This window comes from Prochlorococcus marinus str. MIT 9314 (genome assembly GCF_000760035.1).
GTDB classification, from domain to species: domain Bacteria; phylum Cyanobacteriota; class Cyanobacteriia; order PCC-6307; family Cyanobiaceae; genus Prochlorococcus_A; species Prochlorococcus_A marinus_B.
Genome location: NZ_JNAO01000006.1, coordinates 56,323 through 77,491 on the forward strand (window position 1 = coordinate 56,323; position 21,169 = coordinate 77,491).

The 21,169-nt window shown below is 31.8% G+C and carries 22 protein-coding genes and 1 tRNA gene; 8 read left to right on the forward strand and 15 right to left on the reverse strand.

Annotated features, from left to right (window positions below):
- Positions 1 to 12: 12 nt before the first annotated feature.
- Together EU98_RS06070 and pyk are read right to left on the reverse strand one after the other, a co-directional pair.
- Positions 13 to 1,245 carry an ABC transporter permease gene (locus EU98_RS06070; protein ID WP_025890771.1) on the reverse strand — a complete coding sequence of 411 codons (1,233 nt, stop codon included), beginning with the start codon at positions 1,243 to 1,245 and terminating at the stop codon, positions 13 to 15.
- Positions 1,238 to 3,028, reverse strand: a complete 1,791-nt coding sequence (gene pyk / locus EU98_RS06065; RefSeq protein ID WP_032515438.1) for a pyruvate kinase — start codon at positions 3,026 to 3,028, stop codon at positions 1,238 to 1,240. The genes EU98_RS06070 and pyk overlap by 8 nt, the downstream gene beginning before the upstream one ends.
- Positions 3,029 to 3,089: 61 nt before the next feature.
- On the opposite strand from pyk, the gene EU98_RS06060 reads away from it, so the two are divergent.
- A complete protein-coding gene (locus EU98_RS06060) occupies positions 3,090 to 3,419 on the forward strand; it encodes a nucleoside triphosphate pyrophosphohydrolase family protein (RefSeq protein ID WP_032515439.1) in 330 nt (109 codons plus the stop codon).
- Between the two features lie 2 nt (positions 3,420 to 3,421).
- On the opposite strand, the gene EU98_RS06055 is transcribed toward EU98_RS06060, so the two are convergent.
- From EU98_RS06055 to ilvA, 3 genes are all read right to left on the reverse strand, one after another.
- Positions 3,422 to 3,700, reverse strand: coding sequence for a YggT family protein (locus tag EU98_RS06055; RefSeq protein ID WP_002807500.1), 279 nt, complete (start codon positions 3,698 to 3,700; stop codon positions 3,422 to 3,424).
- A gap of 38 nt (positions 3,701 to 3,738) precedes the next feature.
- On the reverse strand, positions 3,739 to 4,245 hold the full coding sequence (gene scpB, locus EU98_RS06050) for an SMC-Scp complex subunit ScpB (RefSeq protein ID WP_032515440.1): 507 nt from the start codon (positions 4,243 to 4,245) through the stop codon (positions 3,739 to 3,741).
- Between the two features lie 66 nt (positions 4,246 to 4,311).
- Positions 4,312 to 5,853, reverse strand: coding sequence for a threonine ammonia-lyase, biosynthetic (gene ilvA / locus EU98_RS06045; protein WP_032515441.1), 1,542 nt, complete (start codon positions 5,851 to 5,853; stop codon positions 4,312 to 4,314).
- 117 nt (positions 5,854 to 5,970) lie between these two features.
- On the opposite strand from ilvA, the gene dxs reads away from it, so the two are divergent.
- Positions 5,971 to 7,860, forward strand: a complete 1,890-nt coding sequence (gene dxs / locus EU98_RS06040; RefSeq protein ID WP_032515442.1) for a 1-deoxy-D-xylulose-5-phosphate synthase — start codon at positions 5,971 to 5,973, stop codon at positions 7,858 to 7,860.
- Positions 7,861 to 7,880: 20 nt separating this feature from the next.
- On the opposite strand, the gene psaK is transcribed toward dxs, so the two are convergent.
- The 9 genes from psaK to EU98_RS06000 form a co-directional block, all read right to left on the reverse strand.
- Positions 7,881 to 8,141: a photosystem I reaction center subunit PsaK gene (gene psaK / locus EU98_RS06035; protein WP_011818394.1), complete on the reverse strand. Its 261-nt coding sequence runs from the start codon at positions 8,139 to 8,141 to the stop codon at positions 7,881 to 7,883.
- A 66-nt stretch (positions 8,142 to 8,207) separates the two neighbouring features.
- Positions 8,208 to 8,543, reverse strand: a complete 336-nt coding sequence (locus EU98_RS06030; protein ID WP_032515443.1) for a DUF3593 domain-containing protein — start codon at positions 8,541 to 8,543, stop codon at positions 8,208 to 8,210.
- Complete coding sequence (locus tag EU98_RS0108855; RefSeq protein WP_032515444.1) at positions 8,536 to 8,838, reverse strand: DUF2499 domain-containing protein; 303 nt, start codon at positions 8,836 to 8,838, stop codon at positions 8,536 to 8,538. Before EU98_RS0108855 ends, EU98_RS06030 begins: the two co-directional genes overlap by 8 nt.
- 2 nt (positions 8,839 to 8,840) lie before the next feature.
- A complete protein-coding gene (locus EU98_RS06025) occupies positions 8,841 to 9,374 on the reverse strand; it encodes a peroxiredoxin (protein WP_032515445.1) in 534 nt (177 codons plus the stop codon).
- 5 nt (positions 9,375 to 9,379) lie between these two features.
- On the reverse strand, positions 9,380 to 9,616 hold the full coding sequence (gene rpmB, locus EU98_RS06020; protein WP_025881448.1) for a 50S ribosomal protein L28: 237 nt from the start codon (positions 9,614 to 9,616) through the stop codon (positions 9,380 to 9,382).
- Positions 9,617 to 9,655: 39 nt separating this feature from the next.
- Positions 9,656 to 11,560 (reverse strand): molecular chaperone HtpG, encoded by a 1,905-nt coding sequence (htpG, locus tag EU98_RS06015; protein WP_032515446.1) that lies wholly within the window; start codon positions 11,558 to 11,560, stop codon positions 9,656 to 9,658.
- Positions 11,561 to 11,678: 118 nt separating this feature from the next.
- On the reverse strand, positions 11,679 to 12,830 hold the full coding sequence (locus EU98_RS06010; protein WP_032515447.1) for an ATP phosphoribosyltransferase regulatory subunit: 1,152 nt from the start codon (positions 12,828 to 12,830) through the stop codon (positions 11,679 to 11,681).
- An 18-nt stretch (positions 12,831 to 12,848) separates the two neighbouring features.
- A complete protein-coding gene (locus EU98_RS06005; protein ID WP_032515448.1) occupies positions 12,849 to 13,697 on the reverse strand; it encodes an inositol monophosphatase family protein in 849 nt (282 codons plus the stop codon).
- Between the two features lie 5 nt (positions 13,698 to 13,702).
- Positions 13,703 to 14,077, reverse strand: a complete 375-nt coding sequence (locus EU98_RS06000) for a 2Fe-2S iron-sulfur cluster-binding protein (RefSeq protein WP_032515457.1) — start codon at positions 14,075 to 14,077, stop codon at positions 13,703 to 13,705.
- A 48-nt stretch (positions 14,078 to 14,125) separates the two neighbouring features.
- Here EU98_RS06000 and EU98_RS05995 point away from each other — a divergent pair.
- The 5 genes from EU98_RS05995 (at position 14,126) to EU98_RS05975 (ending at position 18,226) form a co-directional block, all read left to right on the forward strand.
- Positions 14,126 to 14,212 (forward strand) — tRNA-Ser (locus tag EU98_RS05995).
- 213 nt (positions 14,213 to 14,425) lie between these two features.
- Entirely contained in the window at positions 14,426 to 16,423 is a 1,998-nt protein-coding gene (dnaK, locus tag EU98_RS05990; protein WP_032515449.1) for a molecular chaperone DnaK, read from the forward strand.
- Complete coding sequence (locus EU98_RS05985; protein ID WP_032515450.1) at positions 16,374 to 17,333, forward strand: DnaJ C-terminal domain-containing protein; 960 nt, start codon at positions 16,374 to 16,376, stop codon at positions 17,331 to 17,333. Before dnaK ends, EU98_RS05985 begins: the two co-directional genes overlap by 50 nt.
- A 33-nt stretch (positions 17,334 to 17,366) precedes the next feature.
- Entirely contained in the window at positions 17,367 to 17,750 is a 384-nt protein-coding gene (locus EU98_RS05980) for a DUF3110 domain-containing protein (protein ID WP_032515451.1), read from the forward strand.
- Positions 17,751 to 17,788: 38 nt separating this feature from the next.
- A complete protein-coding gene (locus EU98_RS05975) occupies positions 17,789 to 18,226 on the forward strand; it encodes a peptidylprolyl isomerase (RefSeq protein WP_032515452.1) in 438 nt (145 codons plus the stop codon).
- 4 nt (positions 18,227 to 18,230) lie between these two features.
- Here EU98_RS05975 and ribBA read toward each other — a convergent pair whose 3' ends face one another.
- Positions 18,231 to 19,955 (reverse strand): bifunctional 3,4-dihydroxy-2-butanone-4-phosphate synthase/GTP cyclohydrolase II, encoded by a 1,725-nt coding sequence (ribBA, locus tag EU98_RS05970; RefSeq protein ID WP_032515453.1) that lies wholly within the window; start codon positions 19,953 to 19,955, stop codon positions 18,231 to 18,233.
- An 89-nt stretch (positions 19,956 to 20,044) separates the two neighbouring features.
- On the opposite strand from ribBA, the gene argC reads away from it, so the two are divergent.
- A complete protein-coding gene (gene argC / locus EU98_RS05965) occupies positions 20,045 to 21,100 on the forward strand; it encodes an N-acetyl-gamma-glutamyl-phosphate reductase (protein WP_032515454.1) in 1,056 nt (351 codons plus the stop codon).
- Positions 21,101 to 21,169 lie beyond the last annotated feature (69 nt).

A 21,169-nucleotide genomic window follows, 5' to 3' on the forward strand; every position in this document is an offset into this window, starting at 1 on the left:
TATAAATTTAATTTATAAACTTCTCAATGCAACAATTGGATCTAACTTAGAGGCTCTTTTAGCAGGTAAAACGCCAAAAATTAGACCTATTGATCCTGAAATGATCATGGTGGAAAAAGTTGTTGTAATTCCTACAGAGGCAGGAAGAGGTGTTATCAGAGATAAAAGAAAAACACCTGATAATCCAGTCGTTGTTCCAATTAATCCTCCAATTGTAGATAAAATCAATGCCTCAATTAAAAATTGAACTAATATATCTGACTGTTTAGCTCCTATTGCTTTTCTAAGTCCAATCTCTTCAGTCCTTTCGCTTACAGAAACGAGCATAATATTCATGATTCCTATGCCTCCAACCACTAAAGATACTGCCCCAATACCAGCCAATAAAAATGTTAGTCCACTTGTTATGTTGGTCACTATATTCAATGCATCTTCTTGAGATCTAACCGCAAAGTCATCATCTCTAATTATTTTATGTCTTTGCCTTAATAGATTAGTAATCTGAAATTTCGCGGCACTAGTTGCATTTTTATTTATCGCTTCAACACTAATGAAGCTTAAACTTACTCCATAAGTAGGATCCTTCCCTGTAATCCTATTGACCATTGTGGTTAATGGAATATATGCATTTTTGTCTTGATTACTTCCAAATACAGCACCTTTTGGTTTTAATATTCCGATAATTTCATAAGTGTGGTCTTTAATTCTGATTTTTTTTCCTAGGGATGAAGATTTATCTTTGAAAAATTCGTCTTTAAGATCTGGACCTATTACAACATAACTTCTTGCACTATTAACATCACTTTTTGATAAAAATCTACCCTTATCTACTTCAAAGCTTCTTACTTCTAGAAATTCAGGAGTAACTCCAGCAATTGATATATTTAAACTTTTAGAATTTGATTGCACTATTTCGTTAGCAGAGATTTGAGGAGCAACTTTTTTAACTGTTGGGACTTGATTACTTATTGCTATTGCATCTTCTAAAACTAGGTTTTTAGGAAATGAAATACCTCTTCTTCTTGTGTCATTATTTCCGGGAACAATGAATAAAACATTGGCACCTAAATTACTTAATTGGTTTTTTGCTAATGTTTGAGCACCTCTACCAAGTCCAACAAGTGTAATAACTGAAGCATTTCCGATAATTATCCCCAGCATTGTTAACGAACTTCTCAATTTGTTCGAAACTAATGTTTTTGTGGCCATGCCTAAGGCTTCTTTTATTGAGATATTCCTAGACATATTTATATTTATCTATTGCATCATCATCTTCAATTTGTCCCATGTATATAACACCTTCATTAAGCTGGAGTGTAATAAGGTCGCCATTACTGATTTGATGATTATCGATATTTTCTAAATTACAAATTGTAGAAATCTTTTTATTATTTTTGTTGAACAAAGCATAAACATCATTAATATTTTGGTTCGTAACAATGCCGGCAATATTTTTACTCAGTGGAATATTTTGCATTAATTCCTTGGGAACAAATAATATTTCTCCTGGGCAAATTAAGGACATATCAAGATTATTTTTAATTATTCTGGCTTTACCTGTAACACCGATTTCCCCTATTGAAATTCCTCTTGATACAATCTTTCTTACTAAACCGACTTTTATTAAATCTGTAGAGCCGCTAATTCCAGTTAATGTACCTGCGGTTTGGACTACTAAATCTCCTTGATTTAGGATCCCCATCTCCTGAGCAATTTGCATAGCTAAACTAAAAGTTTTTGCTGTTCTTTGATCATTTTTAACTACTATTGGAGTAACTCCCCAAACAAGTTGCAATCTTCTCGCTACACTTCTCTCTGTAGTAGTTGCCAAGATAGGTGTTGGTGGTCTGAACTTACTTACATTTCGAGCGGTAGACCCTGATTTAGTTAAAGGGATTATAGCTCCTGCATCAAGTTGTCTAGCTATATTACTTACTGCTGCACTAATAGCATTTGGGATCGTACTGGGTAAGTGGCTTTCAATAGCCTTAAGTGGATAATCCCTTTCAATTCTTCTTGCTATGGTTGCCATCGTTTCAACAGCCTCTACAGGATAATCTCCAACTGCAGTTTCGTTTGAAAGCATTACAGCATCTGTGCCATCAAGAATTGCATTTGCAACATCACTAACTTCGGCCCTAGTTGGTCTTGGGTTAGAAGCCATAGAATCAAGCATTTGAGTTGCTGTAATTATTGGGATACCTAATGTATTAGCTTTTCTTATTAATTCCTTTTGTAAAAGAGGAACTTCTTCAGCAGGCATTTCTACTCCCAAATCACCTCTTGCAACCATAACCCCATCACATAAGGGTAATACTGAATCGATCTGATCAATTGCTTCAAATTTTTCTATTTTTGCGACTACAGGAGTTGAATGCCCATTTTTGTTTATTAAATCTTTTATCTCATTTATATCGGATGGATTTCTTACGAAACTGAGTGCTATCCAATCAACTCCTTCAGATAAACCGAATTTTAAATCCTCCTTATCTTTTTCTGTTAATGCTTTTACTGATAATTGAACATCTGGAAAATTAACACCTTTATTGTTTGAAAGAACACCTCCTACAGTTACAATGCACTCCAAATTATTAGCTTTTTTATCAACTTTTTCTACAATCATTTCTATTTTTCCATCATCTAAAAGTATTCTTTTCCCTTCGCTAACTTCTTGAGAAAGTTTGTCATAGGTAACATTTGCAATAGTATTTGTACATTCAACTTCATTTGATGTCAGTGTGAATTTATCGTCTTTTTTAACCTTTACTGGCCCATCTTTAAAGCGCCCTAGTCGTATTTTAGGTCCTTGAAGATCTTGCAATATTCCAATATCCATATCTAACTTTTTTGATACTTCCCTTATGGTTTTTATTCTTTCAGCATGATCTTTATGATCTCCATGTGAGAAATTTAATCTGAATGTTGTTACTCCAGCTTTAATTAAATTTGTGATTATCTCTTCAGATTGAGTTGCAGGGCCAATAGTTGCTACTATTTTAGTTCTTCTTTTTAAATCAATATTCGACATATATAGATAATATTGCTAGATATAAATAAATTTACCATATCCAAAGTTAGTTATTTAAGTCATGGATTTTAAAACATATCAAAAAAAAGCTAGAGAAACAGCACAATATCCAGATTTAGGCTCAAATAATATTTATCCAACTCTTGGTTTAGTTGGAGAGGCTGGTGAGGTGGCAGAAAAAGTGAAAAAGGTAATAAGAGATAAAAATGGAATATTTGATAACGAATCAAAATTAGGTATTAAAAAAGAGTTAGGAGATGTTTTGTGGTACATATCAAATCTTTGTACAGAATTAAATTTCAATTTAGAAGATGTTGCATTACAAAACCTTGAAAAATTAAAATTAAGAGCTGCTAAAGGGAAGATAAGAGGTTCTGGAGATAATAGATAAGTTCAGCTATAACCTAAACTTGCATACTGGAGATTTGTAATTAAATTTTGTATAACATTTAAAAGTAAAAAAGCTAATAAAGATGAAATATCAAATCCACCTATAGGAGGGATAATACCTCTAAAAATGTTTAAATAAGGATCTGTGATAGAAGTTAATGCAGATAAAACACCGTTACTCCAATCAATACCTGGAAACCATGTAAGTAAAATTCTTATTATCAATATGAAAGAATAAATTGATAAAGTTTGGCCCAGAACTGCAAAAATCTCAGATAACATTATCTTGTCGTAATTTAATATATCCTAACATTTACTTATTATTGCTGCTTATTATTACTGCTTCCTATATTTGAAAGATATTCATTACTTACAGCAAAAGTTTGAAAAAACTTTTCTGATAATGATAACCAATAAGATCTACCATCTTTTTGCTTGCGTTTGACGATAAATTTCTTTTCTAATAATTCTTTAATATGATCATAAGCACCTGAACCTCTAAGAAGTATAAGATCCGATTGTAGGATCTTTTTTTTGATCGCAATAGTAGCCAATGTCCTTAATTCGGATGTTCTCAAATCTGAAGGAAGTAAATCATCGACAAATTCATTAAGACTAGATTTTAGTTCGAGAGAAAAACTGTTATTAAATGCATTTAATTCAATAGCTGAGTTAGGATTAGAGTATTTATTTTTTAGATCTTTAATTGCATCATTTATCGAGTTTATATCAGAATTAGTAATTTCTGAAAGATCCTTTTTTGTTATTGGTCTGCCTTTCAAATATAGAACAGCTTCAACTTTAGTAACTAGATCTATATCAGATATTGGCGTGGTATTTAGATCAGATTGATTGATTTTAATTACCGAAATCTTTCCTAATTTACCTTAAATTTAATCTGATGCACCAAGAAATAATCTATATGTATCGTTTTGAGTTTCATCCCAAAATTTATAGCCTAGAAGTCTTACAAATTTATTCCACTCTAAAATCTCATTTTTATCGATTAAAACTCCAATAACAATTTTCCCAACATCAGCACCATAATTTCTATAGTGAAATACGCTTATAGACCAATTAGATTTCATATTATTTAAGAAGTTTATTAATGCACCAGGCCTTTCAGGAAACTCAAATCTGTATAAAAGCTCTACAAAGTTTCTATTATCCATTACTTTAAAATTTTTTGGTAATCTTCCACCTACCATGTGTCTAAGATGATTTTTAGATAATTCATCATCACTTATGTCAATAAATGAGTACTCCGAATTTCTAAATACATTTAAAAGATTTTTTTTATCATTTAATCCATAGACTTGAACTCCTACAAAGATCTGGGCATTCATAGAATTCGACATCCTGTAGCTAAATTCAGTTAAATTTCTATTATCAAGTAACTTACAAAAATCAATTAAACTTCCAGCACGTTCTGGAATTTCAACAGCCATCATTACTTCTTTGCACTCACCAAGTTCTGCTCTTTCTGCGACAAATCTAAGCCGCTCAAAATTCATATTTGCCCCACATGCTATCGCAACCATTTTTCTATTTGAATGATTCGAAATTAAAATATCTTTTTTCATGCCTGCAATTGATAATGCTCCTGCTGGCTCTAGTATTGATCTCGTATCCTCAAAAACATCTTTTATAGCTGCACATATTTCATCAGTATTAACGGTAATCATTTTATCTATATATTTTCTGCCAATATCAAAAGTATTTTTACCGATTTTTTTAACCGCCACTCCATCTGCAAATTGACCAACAGAAGATAATTCCACAATTTTTGATTCTTCCAATGATTTTGTCATGGCGTCTGCATCTTCAGGCTCTACCCCAATTATTTTTACCTCAGGCCATATTTTTTTAATATATAAGGATATTCCTGATATCAATCCACCACCACCAACAGCAATATAAATTGCATAGGGTTTTTCCTTTAGTTGCTGTTCAAGTTCAATGGCTATAGTTCCTTGTCCTGCTATTACATCTGGATCATCAAAGGGATGAATAAAACATAAATTTCTTTCTTTGCTAATCCTTATTGCTTCTTTGTAAGTTTCATCATAATTATCACCAAATAATATAACCTTTGCTTTTAACTTTTTCACAGCATTAACTTTTACAAGAGGTGTTGTAATGGGCATTAATATTGTCGCTTCGCATTTCAGCTTGAGAGCACTAAGAGCAACACCTTGAGCATGATTACCAGCACTTGAAGTTATTACTCCCTGAGAAAGCTGAGAATTGGTGAGCTTACTCATTTTGTTATATGCACCTCTTACTTTGAATGAAAATACATCTTGAAGATCTTCTCTTTTTAGAAGAATTTCATTATTAAGTGTATAACTTAAATTATGAGCTTTCTCTAGGGGCGTTTTTTTTGCTACTTCATAGACTTCAGCTTGAAGTATTTTTTCAAAATAATCATTCATATATATACTTTTAGCATTAATTATTAATCTAATAAAACATTACATGATCTATTTAAAAAAAAAATACTCATTTTGCACCTTGACGTTTTAGATTAGATAGATACCAATTTTTGTTAAATGCTTTTAAGTGAGTTAAGTCATCCAAACCAACTTCATGGCTTAACAGTTTCACAATTAGAGGAAATTGCTTGTCAAATCAGAGAAAGACACCTTCAAGTAGTGTCTACTAGCGGTGGACACCTTGGTCCTGGTTTAGGTGTAGTAGAGCTTACATTGGCTTTATATCAAACCCTTGATCTAGATTTCGACAAAGTTGTTTGGGATGTAGGACATCAAGGTTATCCTCATAAATTAATAACAGGACGTTTCAGTCAATTTGATTCCCTTAGACAACAAAATGGAGTAGCTGGATACCTTAAAAGAAGTGAAAGTAAATTTGATCATTTTGGTGCTGGACATGCAAGCACCTCTATTTCTGCTGCTTTAGGAATGGCAATAGCAAGAGACAGAAAAGGTGAGAATTATAAATGTGTTGCTGTTATTGGAGATGGAGCATTAACTGGAGGAATGGCTTTAGAAGCTATAAATCATGCAGGACACTTACCAAATACTCCTTTAGTTGTTGTATTAAACGATAATGATATGTCTATTTCACCTCCAGTTGGAGCCCTTTCATCTTACCTAAATAAGGTAAGAGTTAGTCCGCAATTGCAATTTTTATCCGATAGTGTTCAAGAAAGTGTAAAAAATATTCCCTTAATTGGTAAGGATATACCAGAAGAATTGAAAAATATTAAAGGAAGCGTTAGACGATTGGCTGTGCCTAAGGTTGGCGCTGTTTTTGAAGAACTTGGATTTACATATATGGGTCCAATTGACGGTCACGATATTGGAAATTTAGTTAATACTTTTAACGCTGCTCATAAACTTAAAAAACCAGTACTTGTGCATGTTGTCACAACAAAAGGGAAAGGTTATCCTTATGCAGAAGCTGACCAGGTTGGATATCATGCACAGTCTGCATTTGATCTGACCACTGGGAAATCTATTCCATCAAAGAAACCTAAACCTGTTAGTTATAGTAAAATATTTGGTCAAACTTTATTAAAAATATGTGAACAAGATAGCAAAGTTGTTGGCATTACAGCTGCAATGGCTACAGGTACTGGTTTAGACATATTGCAAAAAAATATTCCAGACCAATATATCGATGTAGGAATTGCAGAACAACATGCAGTTACTCTTGCGGCAGGAATGTCGTGCGATGGTCTTAAACCTGTTGTAGCTATTTATAGTACTTTTCTTCAACGTGCTTTCGATCAATTAATTCATGATGTTGGGATACAAAATTTACCTGTATCATTCGTACTTGATAGGGCTGGGATAGTTGGAGCTGACGGTCCTACTCACCAAGGTCAGTACGATATTAGTTATATGAGATCCATACCTAATTTTGTATTGATGGCCCCAAAAGATGAGTCTGAATTACAGAGAATGTTAATAACTTCAATAAACCACAACGGTCCTACAGCACTAAGAATACCAAGAGGTTCTGGGTTAGGAGTGGCTGTAATGGATGAGGGTTGGGAACCTTTAAATATAGGCGAAGCTGAAATACTTGAAGAAGGAGAGGATATTTTAATTATTGCGTATGGTTCAATGGTCGCATCAGCTATCGAAACAACAAAGATACTAAAAAATATGAACATTAATGCATGTCTTGTTAATGCAAGATTTGTGAAACCTCTCGATAAAAATCTTATTATGCCTTTAGCCTGTAGGATTCAAAAAGTTGTAACTATGGAAGAAGGAACCCTAATAGGTGGATTTGGTTCCGCAATAGTTGAATTATTAAACGATAATGAAATAAATATTCCTGTATACAGAATAGGTATACCAGATGTTTTAGTTGATCATGCATCACCTGATCAGAGTAAAGAAAAATTAGGACTTATGCCTGATCAGATGGCAGATAAAATTGTTAAAAAATTTAAGTTAGATAATTAAAAAATTTAATAAATAAATTTTTATAAAACACCACGTGAGGCTAATCCTAGAATTGCTCCAATTCCGAAAATATGACCTAGGCAATTAGCACCTACAACTGATGCGTGACTTAAACCACCATAGAATTTTGAATTAGGTATTTCAAAACCTTCATTAGGTTTTCTTATTGTTGCTCTAGCAATTGCATAAGCAAAAACATTACATGCAATCATTACGACGGCACACTTTGGAGACCAAGAAAAAGTTGCTGGATCTGCAGCTGCAAATAATGTAGTAAACATAAAAAATCGTTATTTTCATATATTCTCTAATACTTTTACCTAAAAAACACAAAATTGTAAAAGGTCTTAAGAGTTGTTTACTTCTAAGCTATTTAACAACTTAGTAAATCCAAACAAAATAACAAAATCACTTAGAGTTAGGAAGGATTCTGCAAAGCCATGCAGGATGTCAACCTCAACAAGGGTTTTATCATAGTAATTTAGTGTGAAGATAGATACCAATATAGTTATGAATACGAATAAAACAGTTAAGGAAAAGCCTGTTTTCACAAAAATATTAACAGCTTTGATTTTATATAAGTAAAACAAAAATATTGCATATGGAATTATTGATATTGCGAACAATAATGTGTTTTCAATGGAACCTAATTTTTCTATAAATTTAAAAAATAAATCATTCATATGTCTCTTCCCTCATAAAAATAGTGAATGATGCAAGAGCTAATGTTGAATTTCCAATAAATGTAAATATCCCTTGAAGCGTTACTAAACCATACAACACATCTTGATTATCATAGATATGCCAAGTAATAGCGCACATAGCTCCTATTAAGTTTGGAACCATAGCTAAGCTTAACCAAAAAAATAAATTATATTTTTTATATGTGGAAATTTTGTATATAACAAAGATGGTAAATACCCATTCAATAACAGAAGAGACGTGAATTAACCAAGTTCCAAATGAAAGTTCGTGCAAAATTATATTTTTTTCTTTAGTACATTAAGTACTTCTTTGGCATGATTTATAGGTAAAACACTTATCCATCTATAAGCAATTTCCCCTTCTGGAGAAATCAAAAAAGTATTTCTATCTGAAAATGGAGGAATCCAAGAACCATATTTATCGCTAATAATTCCTTCAGGATCGGATAATAAAGTGTAGTTTATAGATTTCTCGCTGCAGAAACTTTCATGAGAATCTTGATTATCAGCACTAATACCAACAATTTCGGCATTATATTTTGAAAAATCTTTTTTTAATTCCGAAAAACCTTTAGCTTCAAGAGTACAACCTGCGGTAAAGTCCTTTGGATAAAAATACATAATAAGCCACTTACCTTGAAAATCATTTAATTCCCAAATATCTTTTGATTTTATGTTTTTATTAAAACCTTTTAATTGAAAGTTTGGAGCAATATCTCCAACTTCAGGAGCAAAGTCAAAAGCTATTGCTGAATTACAATTAAATAAAAAAATAAAAGATATTAATATACTTACAACTAAATTTCTCATCAAATTTAGAATTTTTTTAAATCAACTCCATTTGATTTTGCAAATTTATCTAAACCTACTTTTTGTATAGACTTTAGCGCTTTGGTGCTAATTTTAATATTCACCCATTTTTTTCCTTCTTCCCACCAAAGTCTCCTTTTTTGGAGGTTAACTTGTTGCAATTTTTTTGTGCGAATATGTGAGTGACTCACTGCCATCCCGTTATTAGCTTTTGCACCGGTTAGTTCGCAAACTCTTGACATATATATTAAGTTATATCTTTAAAAATTTTAACATATGACTCAATTTGTTGAATTAAGTAATTCTGAAATTAATTCGGCATTATTATTTTGTAAATTAATTATCTGTTCTTGATCTAATCCACCAACGGAAAGCTTAGCCATATCGTAGACATGATTGGCAATTTTAGATGCCAATGGATTCTCAATAGAATCTTTTTCATCAATAATTAATTTGTTACCTGTAATTTTATTAAGACCAACAATAAGTGGATGTTCTTTGTTAATTAAGAGCACATGATATTCAGGTAAGCCTGGCATCTTTTGTTCCATGTAAGCGCCCATATCATTAATTCTTCTCATTTGTTCTGGAAGCAAGATCATCGCTGGTGGAGCATCTTTACTTGTAATTGACTGAATTTTAACTGTTACTTTCTCATTGTTAAGGGCCTTAACTATCGTATCTCTAAGATTATCTGTATTTGTTTTGCCATCTTTATCAACAATTTCTTTAGATTCCTTATCTTCTAGTTCATTTATTTCTGAATCTACTCTTTGGAATTGATAATCTTCATTTTTACTTTCCAACCATGGAAGAAATTGTGCGTCAATTAAGGGATCTGATTTAATAACTTCTTTATTATCAGATAAACAGATATTTAATGCACTAGATTGAGCAATCAAATCTGAACAGTAAATGATTTTTTTAGAGTCAGTTAATTTATTTCGCTCTTTGTAATTTGCAAGAGTTGTAAAATATTTATTATTGGACTTGATGAGAGATTTATTTTCAATATCTTTAGTTACGTCTTTTTCTGAATTTATAATTGTTTCGAAAATTATACTTTTATTGACTAAATCAGCAAATTTTTCATCTTCGATAGCACCAATCTTAATAAAAGCAGAGATTGAATCCCAAATTTCTGCATAAAATTCTGGAGAATTTTTTATCAAATCCTTCAGTTTATTAGCGATTTTTTTTGAGATAAATGATGAAATAGACCTTACTTTTCTATCTGTTTGTAATGCACTTCTACTAACATTTAGAGGTATATCTGTAGAGTCAATAACTCCTCTTAGAGGTAAAAGGTATTTTGGTACTATCTCTTTAATTGAATCGCTTACGAATACTTGATTGCAAAATAGTTTTATTTCTCCCTTTTCCCAATCAGCTCTACCTGACAATTTTGGAAAATACAATATCCCTTGTATGTCATATGGATAATCTGTATTTAAATGAATCCATAACAGTGGATCTCCCTGGAAAGGATAAAGGTATTTATATAACTCAATATAATCTTCATCTTTTAATTCACTAGGTTGTTTTCGCCATGGAGGATTTTTCTTATTGATTGTCTCTCCTTCTAATAAGACATCTATGGGCATAAAATCACAATATTTTTTTATTAGTGATCTAATCCTTTCAGGTTCAATAAACTCTTTTTCTTCTTCAAGCAGGTGAAGAATAACATCTGTACCAATTGTCTCTCTTTCTGATTCCTCTAACGTGAAATTTGGCGATCCATCACAAGACCATTTGAAAGCTTTTGATTCCCCAATTGCAGACTTAGTTAATATATCAACTCTATTTGCCACCATGAAACTTGAATAAAAACCTAGTCCAAAATGACCTATGAATTCATCATTATCTTTTTTGTATTTTGTTAGGAATTCTTCAGCACTAGAAAAAGCAACTTGATTTATGTACTTCTTAATTTCTTCATCATTCATTCCAATTCCATTATCGGAGATTGTTAAGGTATTTTTTTCACGGTTAATTGTTATTTTTACTTGAGCATCCTCAGTATTCTCGCAATCACCAGCCATAGAGGCCATTCTTCTTTTATTAATTGCGTCAACACCATTACTAACAAGTTCTCTTAAAAAGATTTCATGGTCAGAATATACTGCCTTCTTGATAATTGGGAAAATATTTTCGGTATTAATACGAATTTCGCCTTTTTCCATTTAAAAAAAACTCAAACATATTAAATCCTATTTCGTAAAAACTAGTTAATCAAGTTTAATTAGGAGTATTGTCCGAACAATATATGAATTTAAAAGTTAAATACCTTTTTAAAAGGTTTTATTTAACCCACAAAATCTCACTACAATTATTTTCTTTCATAATTTGATTGGCTTTAGCCAAGTCATCACATGGATTTAAATGTAAAACAGCAATATTTCCTTTTTTCTGTTGTGCTTTTTGTTCATTCATTCCTTTTTCTAACAAATAAGAATCTTTAAACATCAATAAAATCCTTTTTTTATCTGTCTTTTCTTCCTTAATTAAATTTCTTAAAATGTCTACTGAAATTGTAAATCCAATCCCATTAAATATTTTCTCATTAGGACTGAATGATCTTACTAACTCATCATATCTTCCGCCTTTTGCGATGACGCTTTTATTTTTGCCATTGTCCCCTATTAGTTGAAAAACTATTCCTTCATATAAATTCAGGTGAGGTTGAAAAGTGGGATCAAGTTGTAATTTAACACCATATTTATTTGATATTTTTGATAATGTTTCAAATAAAAAATTTAAGTCATCTAATGTATTACTAGTACCATATGTATTTTTTAATTTTTTTAATATTTTAATTGGCTCTCCTCGAGTGAATAAAAGATCTTTAAGAATATATTTATCATCTTCATCTATTCCTAATTTAGATAAATTATCTTGATCAAAATTAACCAGACTTTTCTTAATTTCTTCAAAATTATTATTCTTATATTTGTTCAGTATCAAGTCCATTATTTTTGTGGTGCTTACTAGCAGAAATAAATTACAACCATCCTTCAAATTAATATTATCGATTGAATCAAACAAAATATTAATAACTTCAATTTCTGGGTACTTTGTATCATATCCAATTAATTCAATTCCACTCTGCAATTTTTCTTGTAACTTAAATGAATTTTTGTTATTTTGTTTTTTATCAAAAACCATTCCATTGGTGAATAATCTTATAGGTCTTTTCTTATTTATTAATCTAGTAGAGGACAATTTAACAATAGATGTTGTCATTTCTGGCCTAAGACATAATGAATTATTACTTACTATTCCTACAACCTGATTTTCGTCAATAACTCCGCGGCCTTTTATGGTCTCTAAAGTATTTATAAATGAGGGTGAAACCTCTTCATAACCCCAAAGTTTATAAATACTATTTAAATTATTTATTATGTTTGAGTTATTTTTTACATCGACTAATTTAATTTCCTTTATATCTGTCATTTTAATATTTAACTAATTTTAGGTATAGAGATTTTTTTTGAATGGAGAGACTTTATCTAGTTCATTTTTTAATTCATTCTCAAGGCTGGGAGAACAAGCTAAAATTCTTCCTGAACTTAAATTAAATTTTCCTGATGGATAATCAGAAATAATACCACCAGCCTCTCTAACAATAATAGCACCGGCAGCTAGGTCCCATACCTCCAATCCTCTTTCCCAATATCCATCTACCTTACCTGCCGCTACAAATGCTAGATCTACTGCAGCTGCACCTCCTCTTCTAACACCTCTAGTTTTATGAGTTAAGTAACAAAATTCAGCATAATTATTATCCTCTGTCTCGAATCTGTCATAAGAGAAACCAGTTACAAGTAAACTATCAGAAAGACTAGAGGGATTCGATACTTTAAGTTCACTATCATTGCAGAATGAGCCTAAACCTATACATGCTGAATATAGTTCATTTAAATAAGGTACTGATATAGCCCCTATAATCGGCTTGTTTTTATATACAAGACCAATAGAAGTTCCAAAAAAAGGATATCCATGAGAAAAATTTGTTGTACCGTCTAACGGGTCTATACACCATGTTAAATCAGAGGATTTGTTTAATTTACCCGATTCCTCTGCAATAATAGATATGCTTGGGGTCTGTTCTAATAAAAATTCTTTGATTTTATTTTCAACTTCCAAATCTACATTTGTTACTAAATCACCTTTCCTACCCTTTGTTGATATTTTCTGAATTTTATTGTAATTAATTTTTAGAATTTCATTACCAATTTGAGCGGAGGTTTTCGCTATTTCAAACAAACTAGACAAGTTTACTTGATTTGCAATTTCATCTATTGCATTTAATTCAAACATGATAATTAATCTTCCTCAAACTCCCAAGGTGGAGCAACTCTTGTATTTCCCCTCCCAAAATATTGTCCAAATTGTAAATCATAAACTTCATCTTCATATGTAGTTTCTACCTCAATATCTGAAGTTGCTTTAGCAACACAAAGCAGTGCATAACCTTTATCTTTTAAGGCTTGAGATACACCCATGGCTTCAGGTTGTTGCAAACTACCAGATATTATTTTAACTGCACAACTTGTACAGCAACCATTTCTACATGAAAAAGCAAGTTTGAAACCTTTCTTTTCAAATTCCTTAAGTATGTATTCATCACTATTAACCTGCTCTTGGTATACCTTTCCGGTATCCTTATTTTTAATCGTGACTGTGAAAGTCTTTTTCAAATAACTTTCCTCTAAATGGGATGATGAAGGGTTAAAATGGTTACTTTGGGAGAGGTGGCCGAGTGGTTGAAGGCGCAGCACTGGAAATGCTGTATAGGGGCAACTTTATCGAGGGTTCGAATCCCTCTCTCTCCGTTTTATATTAGTTTATTTTGGTTAACTACATCAATACCTTAGTTTTTAAAAAATCGTTTAAAGTAAGTAGTAATCTTTTAAACAAGTTATAAATAATCTTATTTATTTAAATTAAGTTGAAAATATTAGATTTTTACTATTATATGTAAATATCTAAGATAAAAATTAATTAAATTATTAGTAAATTTTGCTTTAATTTAGCGATCTAAAATCATGGGGCAAATAGTTGGAATTGATTTAGGTACTACTAACTCTGTTGTCGGAGTTATAGAAGCTGGACGTCCAATTGTTATTGCAAATTCTGAGGGTTCTAGAACTACACCTTCAATAGTTGGATTTACAAAAGATAAGGAAATTGTAATAGGAGACCAAGCTAGAAGACAACTTGTTCTCAATCCTAAGAATACCTTTTATAACCTAAAAAGATTTATTGGTAGTGACTGGGATGAATTAGATGAGAACAGTATTTCTGTTCCTTACAACGTAAAGGCTAATACCAATGGAAGCGTTAGGGTTCTAAGTCCAAATACAGAAAGAGAGTATGCACCTGAAGAATTAGTGAGCTCATTGATTAGAAAATTAATTAATGATGCTGAAACATATCTTGGAGATACTGTTGATTCTGCAGTTATTACTGTCCCTGCTTACTTTAATGAATCTCAAAGGCAAGCTACTAAGGATTCTGCAATATTAGCTGGTATTAAAGTAGATAGAATTCTAAATGAGCCTACTGCTGCTGCTCTAGCTTATGGTTTTGAAAAAAGTTCTTCTAATAATGTTTTGGTTTTTGATTTAGGAGGAGGAACATTTGATGTCTCATTATTGAAAATTTCAAATGGTGTATTTGATGTTAAATCTACTTGTGGTGATACACAACTAGGAGGAAACAATTTTGATTCAAAAATAGTTGATTGGCTTGCAGAAAAATTTTTAGCTAAACACGATATTGACCTAAGAAGGGATAGACAAGCTTTACAGAGATTAACTGAGGCTGCTGAAAAAGCTAAATGTGAATTATCAGGAATACAAAAAACAAAAATATCATTACCATTTATCACAACAAGTAAAGAGGGGCCGTTACATATAGAAGAAACCCTAGATAGAAGAATATTTGAATCATTATCACAAGATTTACTTGATAGATTATTAGAGCCTGTGCAAATAGCTTTAGATGATTCTGGATGGAACGCAGAAGATATTGATGAGGTAGTTCTTGTAGGAGGCAGCACTAGAATTCCAATGGTTCAACAACTAGTAAAGACTCTTGTTCCTAATGATCCTTGTCAATCTGTTAATCCTGATGAAGTCGTTGCAGTTGGAGCTGCGATACAATCTGGAATTATTAGTGGTGATTTACAGGATTTACTACTAAATGACGTTACTCCATTATCTTTAGGTTTAGAAACTATTGGTGGTCTTATGAAGGTACTCATTCCTCGTAATACCCCAATACCAGTTAGACAATCTGATGTTTTTAGTACTTCCGAAGCTAATCAATCATCAGTTGTAGTTCAAGTTCGGCAGGGAGAAAGGCCTTTAGCCTCTGAAAATAAATCACTTGGTAAATTTAGACTATCAGGAATACCTCCAGCTCCAAGAGGGATACCTCAAGTCCAGGTAGCATTTGATATTGATGCTAATGGTCTTTTAGAAGTAAGCGCAACTGATAGAACGACTGGAAGAAAGCAAACAGTTACAATTTCTGGAGGTTCTAATTTAAATGAACAAGAAATAAATTCGATAATTGAAGAAGCCAAAACAAAAGCTAATGAAGATAGGAGAAAAAGATCTGTAATTGATAGAAAAAATAGTGCTTTAACTCTTATTGCGCAAGCTGAGAGAAGACTTAGGGATGCTTCATTAGAATTTGGTCCTTATGGGGCCGAAAGGCAACAACGAGCAGTTGAATTAGCCATTCAGGATGTGGAAGAGTATATAGATGACGATGATCCTCAAGAATTAGAAATTTCAGTAAGTGCTCTACAAGAAGCATTATTCGGCTTAAACAGAAAATTTGCGGCAGAAAAGAAAACTGATAATAATCCGTTACAGGGCATTAAAAATACATTTGGATCATTAAAGGATGAACTCTTTTCCGATGATTATTGGGATGAAGATCCTTGGGAAAATCAAATAAATAGAAATTATAGAAATTCGAGGTATGGTAATTCTAGGGACGATGATCCGTGGGACAATGACTACTTCCTCTAAAAAAGACTATTTGTCGATTCTGGGTTTATCTCCTGATTTCGATGATAAAGAACTTAAAAAGGCTTTTCGAAGAGAAGCAAGAAAATGGCACCCAGATTTAAATAAAAATGATCTAAATGCAGAAGAGAGATTTAAATTAATTAACCAAGCATACGAATATCTACGCGATCCCAATAAAAGAAAAAATATTTCGGATGAAAATATCCAGGATGATTACGAAAATAATAATTTCAAGACAGGTTTTCCTGATTTTCAAGATTATCTTGATTCATTATTTGGATATGAATACTCACCAAAGAATTACGAGGAATATGATAATGAACCATTTGAGGATGAATCAGTAAATACAAATAATAATGAATTTAATAATTATGAATACCCTACAACCTCTCCTGAAGAGCCCCCTCCAGTTAAACTCCACCAAGATATTGAAACTATTATTGAATTAACTCCTGATGAGGCGTTAAATGGAGCTTCAATTTTAATAGAGCTTGAAGATGAAACTGTAGTAGAAGTCGATACGCCTCCATTCGCTGGAGATGGTTGGCGATTAAGACTTGAAAATATTGCAAGAGGAGGTAAAGATCATTATCTACAGTTAAAAGTTCAAACCGAAAGTGGTCTAAGAATAGACGGTTTAAGAGTTCTTTATAAACTAGAGTTATTTCCTCATGATGCTCTACTTGGTTGTGCAGTAGAGGTTCCCACCCTTGATGGAAATGTCACACTTCAAGTGCCACCCAAATCATCTACTGGAAGAATGTTACGTTTGAAAGGTAGGGGTTTAACTTTCGAAGATAATATAGGTGATCAATATGTTGAAATCTTGGTAGTGATACCTGCTGATATTAATGATGAAGAAATTGCTTTATATACAAGATTACAAGAATTATCACTTTCTGATTCTTAATCAAATAATATATAAATAGAAAAATCGATAATTATGAACATATTTGTTCTTTTATATAATTCAGGAACAGATAAAGAAGGAATTCATTCAATCGAACTAAAAGGCAGAACCATTGTTCTCATGTTTGAAGATAAGGATGATGCAACAAGATATTGTGGTTTATTAGAAGCTCAAGATTTTCCTTTACCAACAGTTGAAATGATCAACATTGAGGAAATAAAAGATTTCTGTATTAAACTAGACTATGAATGTAAATTAGTAGAAAAAAATTTTGTACCTAAAACAGCAGAAGATAGGTTGTTAATTTCACCACCACAGAAAAATCTAGAAGTTGAAAATTGGGAGGAAGACAAAAATAGTAAAAAAGATAACATAGATATAAATACCATTAAGGAAAACCTTGAAAAGTTGATTTAGCTATTAAAATATAAGAATAATTATTAAACAAATAAAACATGACAACTGCGTTATTTGAAACAGAAGTAGGGAACATTAATATTGAATTTTTCTCTGACGACGCACCTAATACAGTTAAAAACTTTACGAATTTGATAAGTGATGGTTTTTATGATGGTCTAGCATTCCACAGAGTTATTCCTGGATTTATGGCTCAGGGTGGATGTCCTAATACTCGTGACGGAGCATCTGGTATGCCTGGAACTGGAGGTCCTGGATATAATATTAAATGTGAAATTAATTCCAAAAAACATTTAAAAGGTTCACTTTCTATGGCTCATGCAGGAAAGGATACAGGTGGTAGTCAGTTTTTCATAGTCTATGAACCTCAGCCTCATCTAGATGGAGTTCATACTGTTTTTGGTATGACTAATGATATGGATGTAGTTCTAAAGCTTACTAATGGTTCAAAAATTCTAAAAGCAACTTTAAAATAGTAACTTAGCCTCCAAAAACAATACTAAATGTCTCTTTATCTAGATTAAATTTTCTTGTAGATGAATATAAGATTTCATTATTAATAGTAAATTTAGTATTGATTAATTTGATGCTACTTTTTGGGTGTAAAGCCTGTTCAATGTTTCTAGAAACAATAATTCCAATCTTTGTACTATTTTCATAATTAGACAAAAACTGAATAAATAATTCTATATTCTTTATTTCTTCATCAGTAATGTTGGAATTAGTTCTATTCTGATCATGCAAAATTCTCCATACTAATTTTGGTCGATTCCAAAAAGCCAATAATCTTGGAGTACTTTCTAGTTTGATATTAATGTTCTTATAACTACAGAATTTAATAACGTCATTTTTTATCGGAACTAGATCAATAGATTTATATTTTCCGTCAAGAAAAATTGATATAAATGGATCGATATGCCTGGAATTAGAATTATCTTCATCAATCATATGGCCTAACTTGGTTTTTTTTACACTCAAATATTCTGCATTATTATCATTTGGACAAATAACCAATGGAACCCTCTCAATAACTTCTATTCCATAACCACCTAATCCAGCGATTTTTCTAGGATTGTTTGTAAGTAATTTTAGTTTTTTTATCCCTAAATCGGTTAATATCTGTGCTCCAACTCCATAATTTCTTAGATCAGCTGGAAAACCTAATTTTTCATTAGCTTCTACAGTGTCTAATCCACCATCCTGTAAACTATAAGCCTTTAATTTATTTATAAGACCAATACCTCTACCTTCTTGTCTCAAGTAAACAACAACTCCTTCTTCCTCCTTTTCTATCCTTGATAATGCAGCCTCTAACTGAGGTCTACAATCACAACGTAAAGATCCAAAAGCATCGCCAGTTAAGCACTCTGAATGCATTCTTACTAGTACAGGTTCTCTTAATTTGGATGATTTTTGTTTAACTAATGCAACGTGCTCTGAACCATCAAGTTCATTAACATATCCATAAGCTTTGAAATTACCAAAAATACTTGGAAGTACAGCATCAGATTTTCTAAATACAAATCTCTCAGTTTGAAAACGATAACTAATTAAATCAGCTATGGATATTAATTTCATTCCCCACTGTTTTGCATACTCTTTAAGTTGTGGAAGTCTTGACATGGAGCCATCAGGATTTTGTATTTCGCAAATCACTCCAGCGGGATAAAGTCCTGACATTGCTGCAATATCTACTGCCGCTTCTGTATGACCTGCTCTTTTTAATACTCCACCTTTCTTAGCTCTTAATGGGAAAATATGTCCTGGCCTTCTCAAATCATCGGGTTTAGTATTTGGGTTTATAGCAACCTGAATTGTCTTTGCCCTGTCTTCAGCAGAAATTCCAGTAGTAACATTATTTTCAGGTCCAGCATCAATTGATATCGTAAAAGCAGTTTGATTTTCATCTGTATTTCTATCTACCATTAATGGTAAATCTAAAGAGTCAAGTTTCTCACCTTGCATGGCTAGACATATAAGACCACGTCCCTCAGTAGCCATAAAATTAATTTGCTGTGGAGTTGCAAACTGAGCTGCACATATTAAATCTCCTTCATTTTCTCTTCTCTCATCATCTACAACAATTATGCATTCACCATTTCTAATAGCTGCCAACGCATCGCTGATAGGATCAAATTCAATTTTAAAAGATTCATTTATATCCAAAATTGTTCCATTATTTGATTTGGGACTTGTTTCTTTCATTATTCCTATTCAATATAGAAAAATAGTGTTTTAGTTACTTTAAAGTCAACACTTTATAATCCTATCTCAAATTCTGCCAATTCAAAGAAATGAATATTGCAATAGTAGGTGCCACAGGTTACGGCGGTATTCAAGCGGTAAATCTTTTAAAGAAAAATAAAAAATACAAAATTTCATTTTTAGGAGGTAATAAAACATCTGGATCAAAGTGGAATGATAATTTCCCTTTTATTTATCTAGATAATGATCCTTATATAGAAGAAATTTCAATTGATAATATTTCAAAAAATGCAGATGTTGCTTTGCTTTGCTTACCAAATGGCTTATCTTCAACTTTTACAAGGAAATTACTAGATAGAGGACTAAAAGTTATTGATTTATCTGCTGATTATAGATATAAGTCTTTAGATGAATGGAAAAAAGTATATTCCAAAGAAGCTGCTATTTATAAAAGGAATGATGATGATTTATGTAAAGAGGCAGTTTACGGTCTTCCTGAAATAAATAAAGAAGCCATTTCAAAAGGAAGATTAATTGCCTGTCCAGGATGTTATCCAACATCTGCTCTTATTCCATTAGCTCCTTATCTCTCTCAAGGAATTATTGAAAATGAAGGTATAGTTATTGACTCTAAAAGCGGAACCTCTGGAGGTGGACGAGAGCCAAGCCAAAAGTTACTCTTATCAGAATGTGGGGAAGGTCTATCAGCATACGGATTGATAAACCATAGACATACCTCAGAGATCGAGCAAGTGGCATCTTTAATTTCTGGAAATAAAATTGAATTACTTTTTACACCTCATTTAGTTCCAATTTCAAGGGGTATGCATTCGACTATATATGGGAGATTAAAAGACCCAGGACTAACTTCTGATGATTGCAGAATTCTTTTGGATAATTATTATAGAAATTTCAAAAATATTAAAGTCTTACCTGTAGATACATTCCCATCTACAAAATGGGTTAAAAATACAAACCAAATTTTCCTATCTGTTAAAGTTGATATTCGAAATGGAAGAATAGTTATATTATCTGTAATTGATAATTTGTTAAAAGGACAAACTGGGCAAGCAATTCAAAATTTAAATATTATGAACGGATTTTCAATGGATGAAGGTCTTGATTTAATTAATAATTTTCCATAAATTTACTTCTTATCAAAAAGCCAGCATGAGAGATTGAGAGAGGTAAAATTTTATGCTCTAGCAAATGTA

Coding starts and splice junctions, on each gene's coding strand:
- EU98_RS06070 (WP_025890771.1), bottom strand. CDS start 1,245: ATGTCTAGGAATATCTCAATAAAAGAAGCCTTAGGCATGGCCACAAAA.
- pyk (WP_032515438.1), bottom strand. CDS start 3,028: ATGTCGAATATTGATTTAAAAAGAAGAACTAAAATAGTAGCAACTATT.
- EU98_RS06060 (WP_032515439.1), top strand. CDS start 3,090: ATGGATTTTAAAACATATCAAAAAAAAGCTAGAGAAACAGCACAATAT.
- EU98_RS06055 (WP_002807500.1), bottom strand. CDS start 3,700: ATGTTATCTGAGATTTTTGCAGTTCTGGGCCAAACTTTATCAATTTAT.
- ilvA (WP_032515441.1), bottom strand. CDS start 5,853: ATGAATGATTATTTTGAAAAAATACTTCAAGCTGAAGTCTATGAAGTA.
- dxs (WP_032515442.1), top strand. CDS start 5,971: ATGCTTTTAAGTGAGTTAAGTCATCCAAACCAACTTCATGGCTTAACA.
- psaK (WP_011818394.1), bottom strand. CDS start 8,141: ATGTTTACTACATTATTTGCAGCTGCAGATCCAGCAACTTTTTCTTGG.
- EU98_RS06030 (WP_032515443.1), bottom strand. CDS start 8,543: ATGAATGATTTATTTTTTAAATTTATAGAAAAATTAGGTTCCATTGAA.
- EU98_RS06025 (WP_032515445.1), bottom strand. CDS start 9,374: ATGAGAAATTTAGTTGTAAGTATATTAATATCTTTTATTTTTTTATTT.
- rpmB (WP_025881448.1), bottom strand. CDS start 9,616: ATGTCAAGAGTTTGCGAACTAACCGGTGCAAAAGCTAATAACGGGATG.
- htpG (WP_032515446.1), bottom strand. CDS start 11,560: ATGGAAAAAGGCGAAATTCGTATTAATACCGAAAATATTTTCCCAATT.
- EU98_RS06010 (WP_032515447.1), bottom strand. CDS start 12,830: ATGACAGATATAAAGGAAATTAAATTAGTCGATGTAAAAAATAACTCA.
- EU98_RS06005 (WP_032515448.1), bottom strand. CDS start 13,697: ATGTTTGAATTAAATGCAATAGATGAAATTGCAAATCAAGTAAACTTG.
- dnaK (WP_032515449.1), top strand. CDS start 14,426: ATGGGGCAAATAGTTGGAATTGATTTAGGTACTACTAACTCTGTTGTC.
- EU98_RS05985 (WP_032515450.1), top strand. CDS start 16,374: ATGGTAATTCTAGGGACGATGATCCGTGGGACAATGACTACTTCCTCT.
- EU98_RS05980 (WP_032515451.1), top strand. CDS start 17,367: ATGAACATATTTGTTCTTTTATATAATTCAGGAACAGATAAAGAAGGA.
- EU98_RS05975 (WP_032515452.1), top strand. CDS start 17,789: ATGACAACTGCGTTATTTGAAACAGAAGTAGGGAACATTAATATTGAA.
- ribBA (WP_032515453.1), bottom strand. CDS start 19,955: ATGAAAGAAACAAGTCCCAAATCAAATAATGGAACAATTTTGGATATA.
- argC (WP_032515454.1), top strand. CDS start 20,045: ATGAATATTGCAATAGTAGGTGCCACAGGTTACGGCGGTATTCAAGCG.